11 protein-coding genes are annotated in these 13,021 nt (G+C 51.4%); 2 read left to right on the forward strand and 9 right to left on the reverse strand.

Features of this window, described 5'->3' with window-relative positions; translation table 11 throughout:
* Nucleotides 1–16: 16 nt before the first annotated feature.
* A complete protein-coding gene (locus tag FD25_RS11265; RefSeq protein ID WP_057804346.1) occupies nt 17–874 on the reverse strand; it encodes a helix-turn-helix domain-containing protein in 858 nt (285 codons plus the stop codon).
* 181 nt (nt 875–1,055) lie between these two features.
* On the opposite strand from FD25_RS11265, the gene FD25_RS11270 reads away from it, so the two are divergent.
* Both FD25_RS11270 and FD25_RS11275 read left to right on the forward strand, forming a co-directional pair.
* Nucleotides 1,056–2,735: a glycoside hydrolase family 43 protein gene (locus tag FD25_RS11270; protein WP_057804348.1), complete on the forward strand. Its 1,680-nt coding sequence runs from the start codon at nt 1,056–1,058 to the stop codon at nt 2,733–2,735.
* 1 nt (nt 2,736) lies between these two features.
* Nucleotides 2,737–3,969 carry an MFS transporter gene (locus FD25_RS11275; protein ID WP_057804350.1) on the forward strand — a complete coding sequence of 411 codons (1,233 nt, stop codon included), beginning with the start codon at nt 2,737–2,739 and terminating at the stop codon, nt 3,967–3,969.
* Nucleotides 3,970–4,054: 85 nt separating this feature from the next.
* On the opposite strand, the gene FD25_RS11280 is transcribed toward FD25_RS11275, so the two are convergent.
* The 8 genes from FD25_RS11280 to adhE form a co-directional block, all read right to left on the reverse strand.
* Nucleotides 4,055–4,552 carry a hypothetical protein gene (locus FD25_RS11280; RefSeq protein ID WP_057804352.1) on the reverse strand — a complete coding sequence of 166 codons (498 nt, stop codon included), beginning with the start codon at nt 4,550–4,552 and terminating at the stop codon, nt 4,055–4,057.
* Between the two features lie 162 nt (nt 4,553–4,714).
* On the reverse strand, nt 4,715–5,905 hold the full coding sequence (locus FD25_RS11285) for an acetate/propionate family kinase (protein ID WP_057804354.1): 1,191 nt from the start codon (nt 5,903–5,905) through the stop codon (nt 4,715–4,717).
* A gap of 213 nt (nt 5,906–6,118) precedes the next feature.
* A complete protein-coding gene (locus tag FD25_RS11290; RefSeq protein ID WP_057804356.1) occupies nt 6,119–6,832 on the reverse strand; it encodes a hypothetical protein in 714 nt (237 codons plus the stop codon).
* A 201-nt stretch (nt 6,833–7,033) separates the two neighbouring features.
* Complete coding sequence (locus FD25_RS11295) at nt 7,034–7,363, reverse strand: aggregation-promoting factor C-terminal-like domain-containing protein (protein ID WP_225428583.1); 330 nt, start codon at nt 7,361–7,363, stop codon at nt 7,034–7,036.
* 265 nt (nt 7,364–7,628) lie between these two features.
* A complete protein-coding gene (apf, locus tag FD25_RS11300; RefSeq protein WP_057804359.1) occupies nt 7,629–8,309 on the reverse strand; it encodes an aggregation-promoting factor in 681 nt (226 codons plus the stop codon).
* A gap of 326 nt (nt 8,310–8,635) precedes the next feature.
* Nucleotides 8,636–8,878, reverse strand: a complete 243-nt coding sequence (locus tag FD25_RS11305; protein ID WP_057804362.1) for a hypothetical protein — start codon at nt 8,876–8,878, stop codon at nt 8,636–8,638.
* A gap of 250 nt (nt 8,879–9,128) precedes the next feature.
* The gene (apf, locus tag FD25_RS11310) at nt 9,129–9,740 is read right to left on the reverse strand and encodes an aggregation-promoting factor (RefSeq protein WP_083484155.1); all 612 of its coding nucleotides are present in this window, start codon (nt 9,738–9,740) and stop codon (nt 9,129–9,131) included.
* 479 nt (nt 9,741–10,219) lie between these two features.
* The gene (gene adhE / locus FD25_RS11315) at nt 10,220–12,838 is read right to left on the reverse strand and encodes a bifunctional acetaldehyde-CoA/alcohol dehydrogenase (RefSeq protein ID WP_057804364.1); all 2,619 of its coding nucleotides are present in this window, start codon (nt 12,836–12,838) and stop codon (nt 10,220–10,222) included.
* Between the last annotated feature and the right edge of the window lie 183 nt (nt 12,839–13,021).

Genomic DNA, 13,021 nt, shown 5'->3' on the forward strand with positions numbered 1-13,021 from the left:
TTTCTAGGACCAATTTTTAATTACTGGAATTTAGGGACTTATGTCCCAAACTCTTTTTATGTGTGCGCTGATAGGCTTGTCGCGCCTGTTTCGGTAAACAATTATACATTTGGTAGAACAGAGTCCGGGCTGTGTTCACGTTGGTTAACCCGTGCTGCTTGAACAGAGTACCGATTGGAACGGTCGTCACCAGCAGGTCCTGATAAAAATTATTCAGTCGAACCTTATACAAGTAGTCCGTTAACGTTAATCCAACCTGTTCCTTAAACATCCGGGAAAGATAACTGGGATTATAACCGAACTGGTCGGCCAACTTCTGGGTCGATAGGCTGGTCGCATAATTAGCGTTGATGTAAACCATCAATTCTTTAAGATTACTGGTCATTTCGTTCGTCGTGTTTCCCCGGTGGGCGAACTGGGTCACCAACACCTTCAAGAGATCTAGAATCGTCGCGCCAAAGTCAAACAGATACCCGGATTGACGCGCTTCGTTGAGCCGGTCTAACTGCACAAAGTCGGCCACCACCCGTTGATAGGCCGCCGATTGTGGCTCCCCAACCGTAAAGACCAGTTCCTCGGGATGCCGACAATACGTGGCAATGTAGGGTAACGGCACCTGCAATACCAGGGCCACGTTCGGTTCGTTGGTCACGCTATGGATCACGCTCGACGACACCACCATGAACTGTCGCGGCCCAATCTCGTAGGTCTGGCCGTTGAGATCAAAGGTCAGCTTTCCTCGAAAGACACACACCAATTCAATACTGTTGTGCCAATGAAAGGGCACGAACCCACTGGTGGTCACCGCCGATTTATAGAAACGAACGCCGATATCCACGTTCGCCACGACGTTTTCGTGATGATTATTTGGCAAAATACCCCACTCCTTACCCGAAAAAGGTCACAATTTTTACCTGTTGGCCTGTACCTTTTGACTAGTTGTTCAAAACAACTAACCATGTATCCGCTTTCATGCTATTATCAAACTTGTCTTAAACAACCTATGAACTACTTCCTAATTATACCCAAGTTTGAAACTAAAGAGGTCTTTAATCATGACAAGTTTTAACAATCCCATCATTCCCGGCATGGCGCCGGACCCGTCCATTATCCGCGTCGATCACGATTACTATATCGCGACCTCGACTTTCCACTGGAATCCGGGCGTGCAAATCTTTCACTCCCGTGACCTGGTCAACTGGTCGCTAATCACCTACGCGTTGCAACACGACGAAGTCAATCTCCGGGGCACCAACACTCCCGCCGGCATTTGGGCGCCACACCTTTCTTACGACGAACAAACCCATAAGTATTGGTTGGCTTACTCACACATGCAAAACATGGCCGGTCGCGAATTCAACGCGGATTCTTATGCCATGAGCGCCGACAGCATCTACGGTCCCTGGTCGGCCCCCGTCTATCTGACCTCGATTGGCTTCGATCCCGCGCTCTTCCACGACGCCGATGGCAAACACTATGTTTCGATTCTCGAATGGGAAACCCGAACCGGTTACCAAGCGCCCGGGCACATCGTCATTGCCGAAATCGACTTGGAAAATGGCGGCATCATCGGCGACTGGCACCGCGTCACTACCGGCTTTACCACCCGGGGTTGTGCCGAAGCCCCACAACTCTACCATCACGACGGCTACTACTACTTGCTGATTGCCGCCGGCGGAACGGGGTACGCCCACGGTGTTGAAATCGGCCGGGCTAAGCAGATTTTCGGCCCGTACGAACCAAACCCCACCGGTGAACCCATCATCACGTCTTCACCCCAACACCTCTTCTCGTTGGGCGACCCCGACGCCGGTCATTTCGAGATGATCAATCCGCATAGCCGCATGCAAAAGGCTGGGCACGGTTCTCTGGTCCAAACCCCGGATGACGAATGGTACGTGGCCCACCTGATGTCCCGTCCTTTAAAGGGCACAACGTTGAATCCGTTGGGACGGGAAACGTCCTTACAAAAGATGACGTGGACGTCGGACGGCTGGCTTCAGATGGCCGACGGGTCGAACCTCGCCAAGTCCACCTTTGAAGGCCCCCGGGCCACGTCAGGTCCCCAAGACCTGACCGCCGACGACCTCGACATCACGTTTCAGACCGTCACGCCCGATCAACACTTTATGACCCCTTACCAATCCCAGACGACCGACTGGGTCAACACCACCGAACGCCCAGGTTATCTCCGCATTCACGGCCGCAATTCTTTCTTCTCTCAAGTTAACCCAGCCATCATGGCCACCCGGGCCACCTCGCTCAACTACACGGTTCAAACCACCGTTGATTTCGCCCCCGTACACTATTCTCAAACGGCCGGTTTAGGGCTCTACTACGACTCCAATAACTGGATTTACCTGTGTCTCTGCCCGTCAGCGGATGGCCAACACACCATCGTCAAGGTGCTACAGGCTAAACTCGGCGACCGACTCGATCACCGCTTCGACGTTGCTATCGTGCCGGCCAACCACGCCGACCTCAAGTTGGACTACGTTAACGGTCAAGCCACCTTCGCCTACCGCTTCACCGCAACGGAAGATTGGTTGACACTAGGTTCCGCTTACGACGTTACGTACCTGTCCGACGAAGGCGTCAATGGTGAACCCGGCGAGATTGGCGGCTTCACCGGCCTGTTTAACTTCATCGGCTCGGTCGATGCTTACCAGCACGCCTCAGTGGCGGACTTTAGCCACTATCAGGTTCGGAATCATCTTACCCGAAAGGAAAATTAATATGAAAACAACCATTTCATTAAAACGCCTGGTGCCCGGCCTCATCATTGGTCCGGCCAGTTGGCTAGGCCCCTACATCGTCATGAACAGTCTGTTTCTGCCCGCGTTGATTCAACACCTGGACGCACCGCATAAGATCGAATTGGTCGCCCTCTTCTCCACCTGTGGGATGATTGTCGCCGCCATTTCCAACATGATTGCCGGGGCCCTCTCCGACAAAACCAAGTCCCGCTTCGGTAAACGGGCACCCTGGATTATCGGGGGCGCGTTCGTCTTCATGCTCGCCATGATTGTGGCTTCCGTTTCCCCCACCGTCCCCGTCCTGTTGATTGCCTGGATGGTCGGGCAAGCCGCCTTAAACTTCATCGTGGCTCCGATGGTCGCCTGGATCGACTTCGCCCCGAAAGACGGGCGGGGAACCGCTTCTTCCGCCTACGGGGGCTTAGGGATGGCACTGGGAAATAACGGCTTTAACGTCATCGGCGCCATGTTTTTAAGTCAGTTCCGGTTAGGCTTCGTGATTTTTGGGATTATCGCTTTTGTCGGAGTCCTCATTGCCGTATTGATCGTTCACGAACCTTCCAGTATCGACAACGTCGACGCTCCCAAGCAACCGAAACCTAAGCTGACGTTAAAGGATGCCAAAGCCATCTTTCCTGGCTGGTCCGTGGGTCGCGATTACTACCTAGCCTTAATGGGGAAACTCTTCCAGGGTGTCGGGAACTTCGCCATCACCGGTTACATTCTCTACATCATGACCGACTTCCTGCACCGGGGTAGTCAGACCCAGTCCTCGATTCAACTAATCAACTTAATCATGCTGATCTTCGGGATTTTCATGGGCTTTGTGGCCGGTCCCGTGTCAGATAAGTTCAAAATTCTCAAATACCCCGTGGGTTTCTCCACCATTTTCTTGGCCTTTGGGGCCCTCGCCCTCTTCTTCCTCCGTGACAACACCGGGATCATCATCTACGCGTTTGCCGCCGGAATCGGGATGGGGATGTGGAACTCGCTGGACAACCTATTGAACCTTGAAGTCATCCCCGATCAAAATCGGGTCGCCTTCTTCCTGGGCGTCTACAACCTGGGTAACACGGTCACCCAGGCGATTGCGCCCGTGATTGCCGCCGCGGTGATTTCCCTCTTCGGCTTCTCCGCGATTTTCCTGGTTTCCTTCGTCTTCTCTTTAATTGGCGGGATTCTAATGCTCTCCATCAAGTCCGTCAAACGCTAAAACTTGCAGAATAGAACCCAAAAAGACCAGCTCACCGTAAAGTGAACTGGTCTTTTAGAGGATTTAAGGGATTGAAAGGTTGGCGTTACTGAATTACGACGTCGTAATGGTTGCCGGTGATGGCCGTCCCGCGGTCATGCACGACCCCCATGCCTAGCGGCGTCATGATTTTAGTCCCAAACGGTACACTGGCTGGTGCCGCGACGACCCGGTAGCCATTGGGGTCTAAGCCATTCGCGCTAATGCTCGTACCGTCGGCCGTCTGACTACCAGAGTAGTAGGTCCACTTGTTGCCGTTGAGGTAGACCACCCCTTGGCTTTCAAATTGGGCCGCGGTGATAGTGGCCCCGGACGCCTTACTGCTAGTCGTGGAACTAGTCGTCTGACTCTGACTGTTCGTACTTCCCGTTGTGGCAGTATTGTATTGATTATAACTGGTGTAAGTTGGTGCCGTTTGGGTTTGAGATTGGGTTGCGGTCGTTGGCGTATACGTATCCGCGTTGGCGGTCACGCTGGAGAGTCCTAAACCGGCCACCACCGTTGCCAAGCCTAATGCGGTAACTAACGTTTTCTGAATTGTCATGAAAAAAACGACCTCCTTATTGATTGACTACAGCTTACCGCCGCCAAGTCACAACCGAGTTAACGCCAGGTTACCGCTCGGTTAAAGAAGATCGTTCCGCATGACAGATTGTCATGGTTGTGATTGAACTGAAATATTCAACTGATGAACCTTAACGGCAGATTAAAGTTTTCCTAACCGCATCACGTCACGCACGATCATCAGCTCTTCGTTAGTCGGGACGACCAACACCTTGACCGGTGCCTCGTCAGGACTCACGATACGTTCTTCACCCCGGAAATCGTTCTTGGCCGGGTCAATCGCCACGCCCAGGTAACTGAGCTTATCCGCAATGGCCTGGCGCATAGCAATGCCGTTTTCCCCGGAGCCCGCGGTAAAGACCAGTGCGTCTAAGCCGCCCAGTTCGGCCACGTAACTCCCGACGTACCGCACCACCCGGTTGACGAACATGTCGAGGGCTAGCTTGGACTTTGGCCGCTCGTCTTGGGTCTTTTCCAGGTCCCGTTGGTCGGGAGACAGTTCGGAAACGCCCAGTAGACCGGACTTGTGGTTCAAGATATCGATCATCTTCGGCATCGTCACGTCCAACTTTTCGGCTAGGTAACCCACTAATGACGGGTCGATGTCCCCAGAACGGGTCCCCATCATCACCCCGGCCAGCGGCGTGAAGCCCATCGAGGTGTCGAGGGCCTTGCCGTGGTCGAAGGCGGTCACCGACGAGCCAGAACCCAGGTGCAACGTGACCAGTTTGAGGTCCTTAAGTGGCTTACCCAAGATCTCCGCGGTTCGCGCCGAGACGTACCGGTGACTGGTGCCGTGAGCGCCGTATTTCCGGGCGCCAAAGTTTTCGTAGTATTCGTACGGAATGCTATAGAGGTAGTTAACCGCTGGCATGTCCGCGTACAGCGACGTGTCAAAGACCGCCACTTCTTGAGCTTCCGGCAACAATTGTTGGAAGACCTCGATGTAGTAGGCCTGCACGGGATTATGTAGCGGTGCGTAGTCCTTTAGCGCCTTGATTTGTTTCAAAACCAGCGGCGTGATCACGGCCGAGTCCTTGAAGAGTTCCCCGCCGGCCACGATGCGGTGCCCGACCCCGGTAATTTCACTCAGGTGATCCAAGATGCCGTAAGTTTTCAACCGCGTCAACACCATGGCCGCCGCAAGTTTATTGGTAATGTTGTCCTTAGTTTCCGTGTACTTCTGCCCGTTGGCGAGCTTGACCTTAAAGATTGAGCCGGGTAAATTCAACCGGTCCACCAATCCCGATGCAATCACGGTTTCATCCGGCATGGAAAATAGTTTCCATTTCAAGGTGGAACTTCCGGCGTTAATAGCTAATACTTTGGTCATACAGTGACCCCTCCCAATCTTGCATTGATTACTTCCTAGTGTAAAGAATATTGTATCCGCTTTCAAGAAAGAATCATCTAATCTGGAAGATCCTTAGCCAAAACCACATTAAATTCACAACCCAGCCCTCTTAGATAAACAAAAAGATTAGTCCGATGATCCGTAACAGATCCATTGTACTAATCTTTTTTCGATGTTTTAGTTAACTTGCAATTAACTCAGCTGTGACACTTGGGTACCTAACATATCAGAGAAGGTTTCCATCTTACTAATAATTAAATCCTTATTACCTTCTGTGGCCTTAACGGCGGCTAATTCGTTGGCCGTGGCGCTCAATAACGTATTTTGTGTCTTACTAAACCGATTCTTGAACGTACTCCGGTAAAGGTTGACCAGTGCCTTTTGATCCTTAATAACGTCCTTTAGCTTATCTGGGTTTGCATACCCATCATAGTTCCAAGCAGAACCAATAGAAAAACCTAGGTTACCATAGGTGCCATTCGCTGAATTGTAAGCTCTTTGTAACGTAACCGAACCCGTTGAAACATAACGCCCAACCGCGGTTGAGTCGTTATTAAAGTTATTTGCTTTACCTGCCTTTAGATTGCTACTGTAGACCCAGCCCTTTTTCGTCTTGGCCTTATTCTGCACATACTTAACCTGAACCTTTTTACCGTGTTTCTTCACAACGGCCTGTTTAGTCACGTACCAGGTGGTCGACTTCGTCTTGTTCAAGCGGTAAGCTACCTTGGATAGCTTGGCCGTCTTATAAACGTTCCCTTTTTTACCATGGTAAGCTTGCCGCGCAACCTTGGTCACCGAAATCACCTTGGTTTTACTAGCCGCATTGGCAGTATTCGGTGCTCCCGCAACCGTCAGGGCTAAACCCATTCCTAAAACTAAACTCGCTTTTGTCCATATCTGCATCCTAACGTCCTCCTTAAATACTGGTCGATAGGTCTCAAGTTCCGATGAGACTTAATATCGCCATAAGCAAACAGATTATACAAAACATGGGCGTCATATTATGTCATTTAAGACCCAAACCCTTTAAAACCATAAAAAATAATTGCTACCAAAGAAAAAAGGCGACCAATCTGCAGATTGGTCGCCTTAGCTATGTCGAGTTTAGTACCAGTGATGGGAAACCCAGTGGCGCTTGGCCTTGGTCCAGGTTCCGTACCGGTTATGGGTGTAGCGATCGGCCGTTTTTTCTTGGTTGGCCTTACTGTAATCGCCGTGGAGCATCGAAATGGTCAATTGGTACTTACCGTAGTAAATCCCGTTACGGGCCCGGTAGTTGCCACCGGATTCGCGCATGGCGATCCAGTCTTTGGCGGCTTGTTGTTTCTGGGACAAGTTCGAGACGTAAGTGACCTTCGTCTTGGCCTGCGCCGTAATCGTATTGTCAGCCACACCCGCGACACTAGGTAAGGCTAGTGCCAAAACGGTTAACATGACCATGAATAAATGCTTAACTTTAATGGAAATAACCCCCTAGTGAATTCTTAACCCCATCTTAACTTGTTCAAGTTACAGGGCCGTTGTCACCATGTTACAAAATCGTAACAGTCCGCCCCATTTACCATAAAGTGGGGTCATATTTAAAGAAATTAGCCCATTTTTCGCCGTTTTCGCCGGGTGATCCGGCGCTTTCCACGCCAAAAACCGCCATCGCGGATGATGACGGTTCTCAGACTGGTTAGTTTTTAGATCCCTTAGTTTAGTACCAACCGTTTGCTTGCCAGAAGGCTTGAGCCTTAGTCCAAGAGCCGTACCGGGAAGACACGTATTGGTTAGCCACCTTTTCCTGGTTGGCCGCGGAGTAGTCCCCGTTCAGGTAGGAAGAACTTAATTGGTACTTCCCAATGTATTGGCCGTTGGTTGCGGAGTAAGACCCACCGGATTCCTTGTTGGCAATCCAGGCCTTGGCTGCGGCTTCGGAACTGGACGATGAACTGGTAGAAGCACCAGTTGACGCACTAGCCGTAGTGCCCGTAGACGTCGATGCGGTGTTGGCCGTGTTCGTCGTCCCTTGGGTGCCTTGAGCACTGTAGGTCGTGTTCCCCGTCGTGGCCGCTTGCGTGGTCGTCGCGGTGTTAGCACTAGTCGTTTGGCTGGTGCTTGGCGTCGTGGTTTGCGTTTGGGTCGTCGTGGTCGTCCCCGTAGAACTTGGAATGACCAATGATTCGCCCACGTAAATCATGTTAACGTTCTTTAAACTGTTGGCCGATTCAATGGCCGAAATGCTTGATTTGTATTGGTTGGCAATCTTAGCAACCGTGTCTCCCGATTTCACCGTTACCCGGACGTCGGCGTTAGCGGAAGTGGTGCTGGCAAAGAACCCGGCGCCTAAAATTGCGGCGGTCCCAAGAGTCGATACTAAAGCTTTTTTGAAATTCATAAACTGAATGTCCTCCTTGAATTTGGTGAATCTGTCGTGATTACTTAACGATTACTATCATAACCGCTGGAGGTTACACCCGAATTGAAGTTAGATGACGAACGAATTAAGAAAACCGGCCTTATGTGACATTTCGCAATCTGGTTAATCCCCCTGAAACATACAGGTGGTGAGTCATCGCTTTCGGGCGCGATTTTGATCAAAATACGGGGTCACGACGACCAAAAAGACGGCCGACCACCTGGGACGACCGTCTTTTAGCGGGAAATTCAATCAGCCAGCGACGACTGAATTTCCCTCTTTCTTCTATAATATGTAGTCAACGGCTAGGTCAGCAGGATAAACAGCCCCGTACAGCCGATAAACCCAATCGCCCAATAGTCGTGGGCCAAGCTATGTTGGGGCAGCCACCGCAACACCCAATTACTGCCCAGAATAATGAGAAACGCCAGCAGCACGTTGAGCCAGTGCGGCCAAGCCCGTAACCAACCAATCACCAACCAGATGACCAACCAGGTGACCGCCCCGTATCCGCCGGTCCCCACCTTAAACCACGTTTGTTTCGACATTTGCGTTGCCCCCTTACCCGAACCACACGGTCCAAATCATGACGCTGCGCCATCAACCAATCCCCCACCATTTCACGGCCGATTGCTAATGGTTAGTTCCTTTGGCTTCCAGTTTACCATTTTACCGCCGGCGAAGAAATTCACCACGCCGGTAATTAACGCCGCCAGCGGCTTACTGAACGCAAAAAAGCCGCTCGGACCTGCATCCGAACGGCTTACTTGAGTTTAAACGTGGTAAATTAATCTGGTTTTAGTACCAGCCGTTTGCTTGCCAGAAGGATTGGGCAGCAGACCAAGAACCGTAACGGGAAGCCACGTATTGGTTGGCAACCTTTTCTTGGTTAGCAGCGGAGTAATCCCCGTTCAAGTAAGACGAGCTTAATTGGTACTTCCCAACGTATTGACCGTTGGAAGCAGAGTAGGAACCACCGGATTCCTTGTTGGCAATCCACGCCTTAGCACTGGCTTCGGAACCGGAAACACCCGTTGAGGCGCTCGTCGTGTTGGAAGTCGTGTTTTGGCTAGTCGTTGCCGTCGTTGCTTGGTTTTGCGTCGATGGCGTCGTGGTCGTTGCTGGTGCGGTGTAGCCTTGGCTAGCCACGTTAGCAGACGTCGTGGTGGTCGTGTTTGATGGGATCACTAAGGATTGCCCCACGTAGATCATCGAACTGTTTTGTAACCCGTTAGCCTTTTCGATTGCACTAACAGACGTTTGATGATTGTTGGCTAAGGCCCAAACAGAATCCCCCTGCTTGACCGTTACCCGCGTGTCGGCATTTGCGTTTTCGTTGGAAGCGAAGAGCCCGGCGCCCATCACTGCAACTGTCCCTAAAGTCATCACTAAAGCTTTCTTAATACTCATAAAAGTAAATGTCCTCCTTTGATTGCTTAACGGCTATTAGAATAACTGATAGGTGTTACACACAAATTGATGTTTGATTACGGCGACGTTAAGAAAAACAACTAACTATGACATTTTGTCACATTTGTAACCTGTCTGTTATATAAAACGCTTTATTTTTCCCTTTTTTAGCCTTTTTAGCGCGATTTTACCGAAAATCACCCTATCCATTTTCCTGAAAAACTTGTAAAATTTGTCATCTAAAATGAAAAAACAATGATAATTTAGCCGCTTTAGCCGAAAAAAATGCTGATGACGCTCACTCCAACCAAATTTTCGACGCAAATTTCACCCGCTAACCGAGTAAAAAGGACCCGGCTGATTGTGGCGTCATTTAGAGACAATAACGCCTAATTAATTAATTTCTACCTATATATAATTAACTAAAAAGGGACTAACCGTCCGTCGCAGTTAGTTCCTTAGAGTTTAGGTGGGGCGACTTACTTTTCGACGCCCTTCCCGTCATATTCATCGAGCATGATTTGTTTCAGTTCACTAATTAGCGGTTCTTTAGGGTTCGCCACCGTACATTGATCTTCAAAGGCCAGTTCGGACAACTTGTCCAACGCTTGATCGAAGTGGGTCCGGTCCACTCCGTTGGCCTTTAGACTCAACGTGACGCCGACCGAATGGGCCAAATCGATAAACTTCTGGACCAACGCTTCCATCAATTCCGCCTTCGTGTTGCCGGCTAAGCCTAAGTACCGTGCCATCTGGGCGTAATCTTCATCCGCACGGAAGTACTCGTACTTCGGGCGCATTGCCAACTTGGTTGGTTCCTGGAAGTTGTACCGGATCACGTGCGGTAACGTAATGGCAATGGCCAAGCCATGGGGTAAGCCAAATTCACCACCGAGTTTATGGGCCACCGAGTGGGTAATCCCGAGAAAGGCGTTGGCGAAGGCCATCCCCGCCAAGGTAGACGCGTTATGCATCTCTTCTCTGGCATGCACGTCGCCGTTGTACGACGCGGTCAGGTTGTCCATCACGAGTTTCGCCGCTTGCAGGGACCACGGCCGGGTGTAATCCGACGCCATGGTCGATACGAAGGACTCAAGTGCGTGGGTGAAGACGTCGAGCCCGGCGTAAGCCACCGTCCGTTTCGGCAACGTTTCGATGAATTGAGAATCAACGATGGCCACGTCCGGCGTCAACGCGTAATCGGCCAACGGGTACTTCACGTGGGTCTTAGAATCGGTGATCACGGCAAAGGGCGTGACTTCGGAACCCGTCCCGGAAGTCGTGGGGATCGCCACGAACTGGGCCTTCTTGGGCTTACTAAACTGATAGGTCCGCTTACGAATATCCATGAACTTCTGTTTCGCCCCGAAGAAGCTGGCGTCCGGGTCCTCGTAGAATAACCACATGTTCTTCGCCGCATCGATTGCCGAGCCCCCGCCCAACGCAATAATGGTATCGGGTTTAAAGGTCCGCATCTGCGCGACGCCCCGGTCCACCGTCGCGGTCGTCGGATCGGGTTCGACATCGGAAAACAGCGAATATTCGATACCGTCCGGCCGGCGCTTCAGTTCATTGATCACGGTATCCACGTACCCGAGTTCGACCATGGCCGGGTCACTGACCACGAAGGCTCGTTTGATTCCCGGCATATCGTCGAGGTAACGCACCGACGTTTTTTCAAAGTAAACGCGAGGTAACTTAATCCACTGCATATTATTTCTCCGCTTCGCAATCGTCTTGATGTTCAATAGGTCGAAGGCTGAGACGTTGTGGGACACGGAATTTTTGCCCCACGACCCGGTCCCCAGCGTCAGTGACGGAATCATCTGGTTGTAGAGGTTCCCGATGCCGCCCAGTGCGGAAGGCGTGTTGATCAACACCCGGCTAGCCTTCATCTTAATTCCAAATTTCGTTGCCAGCTCATTGTCGGTGGTGTGAATCCCCGCCGTGTGCCCCAAGCCGCCGAAGTGTAGGAGCTCATCGGCCAACTTGAAGGCCTGCGCGTGGCTGGTCGCCCGGTAAATCGAAATGACGGGCGAGAGCTTTTCCTGCGACATGGGGAACTTTGGCCCCACGCCCTTGATTTCGGTGGCCAGTACCTTGGTGTTGGCGGGCACCTGGATGCCGGCTAACTGGGCGATCTTCTGGGCGCTCATTCCCGCGATGGGCCCTTTGACCCCACCGTTAGGGCGAAACATCGTCTCCGCTAACGCCGCATGGTCGGCCGGCTGAACGAAGAAGACGCCCCGTGCTTGCATTTCCGTCTTCACCTCACCATAGATCTCGGTATCAATGATGGCACTGTTTTCGGACGCGCAGACCATCCCGTTATCGAACGTTTTGGATAAGACGATATCGTAAACCGCCCGCTTGATGTTGGCGGTCTTTTCAATGTAGGCCGGACCGTTCCCGGGACCCACGCCTAACGCGGGTTTCCCGGTCGAATAAGCCGCCTTGACCATCCCCGGTCCCCCCGTTGCCAGGACACTGGCGACTTGTGGCTGATTCATTAACGCGGTCGTGGCTTCCAAACTGGGCGTGTCAATCCATTGGATCACGTCGGCTGGCGCGCCGGCCGCCACCGCCGCGTCCCGAACTACCTTCGCCGCCAATGCGGACGATTGTTGGGCCTGCGGGTGAAAGGCAAAGATGATGGGGTTACGGGTCTTGACCGCAATCAACGATTTAAACATCGTGGTGGACGTTGGGTTCGTCACCGGCGTCACCCCCGCCAAAATTCCCAGGGGTTCGGCCACCGTGATCATCTGCCGTTCGTGATCGTCTTTAATGATGCCAACCGTCTTATCATTTTTAATCGAGTGCCAAATCTCCTCGGTCGCAAACATATTCTTCACGGCCTTGTCCTCGACGTTGCCCCGGCCAGTCTCGGCGTAGGCCGCCTTGGCCAGTTCCATGTGGTGATCTAATCCAGCTATCGCCATCTGATGCACGATGTGGTCCACTTTTTCTTGGGTGAAGTCGTCCATCGCGCACAGTGCTGTGTGGGCTTTGGCCACCAACCCGTCAATCATTTTGTCAACGGTTTCATTTTCATTTTTAGTCGCAGTCTTCGTCGCTGCGGGTGTTGTTTTTAACATGAATGATGCCTCCAATTTTTACAAAGTAGGATTAGCAAATCTTCTAGTTAACTTATTCACAAATACTATCCTATCATTCTTTTTCTTGGCGTCAAGAAAAAATCAGCACAAAAATCCATGAAGCACTTGTCCATTATGAAAACTCGTAATTTCAGCATAAATCAAATTAAGTAAAATCACTTG

This window comes from Levilactobacillus acidifarinae DSM 19394 = JCM 15949 (assembly GCF_001434835.1).
In the GTDB taxonomy this organism is placed as follows: Bacteria; Bacillota; Bacilli; order Lactobacillales; family Lactobacillaceae; genus Levilactobacillus; species Levilactobacillus acidifarinae.

Coding starts and splice junctions, on each gene's coding strand:
- FD25_RS11270 (WP_057804348.1), top strand. CDS start 1,056: ATGACAAGTTTTAACAATCCCATCATTCCCGGCATGGCGCCGGACCCG.
- FD25_RS11275 (WP_057804350.1), top strand. CDS start 2,737: ATGAAAACAACCATTTCATTAAAACGCCTGGTGCCCGGCCTCATCATT.
- FD25_RS11280 (WP_057804352.1), bottom strand. CDS start 4,552: ATGACAATTCAGAAAACGTTAGTTACCGCATTAGGCTTGGCAACGGTG.
- FD25_RS11285 (WP_057804354.1), bottom strand. CDS start 5,905: ATGACCAAAGTATTAGCTATTAACGCCGGAAGTTCCACCTTGAAATGG.
- FD25_RS11290 (WP_057804356.1), bottom strand. CDS start 6,832: ATGCAGATATGGACAAAAGCGAGTTTAGTTTTAGGAATGGGTTTAGCC.
- FD25_RS11295 (WP_225428583.1), bottom strand. CDS start 7,363: ATGTTAACCGTTTTGGCACTAGCCTTACCTAGTGTCGCGGGTGTGGCT.
- apf (WP_057804359.1), bottom strand. CDS start 8,309: ATGAATTTCAAAAAAGCTTTAGTATCGACTCTTGGGACCGCCGCAATT.
- FD25_RS11305 (WP_057804362.1), bottom strand. CDS start 8,878: ATGTCGAAACAAACGTGGTTTAAGGTGGGGACCGGCGGATACGGGGCG.
- apf (WP_083484155.1), bottom strand. CDS start 9,740: ATGAGTATTAAGAAAGCTTTAGTGATGACTTTAGGGACAGTTGCAGTG.
- adhE (WP_057804364.1), bottom strand. CDS start 12,838: ATGTTAAAAACAACACCCGCAGCGACGAAGACTGCGACTAAAAATGAA.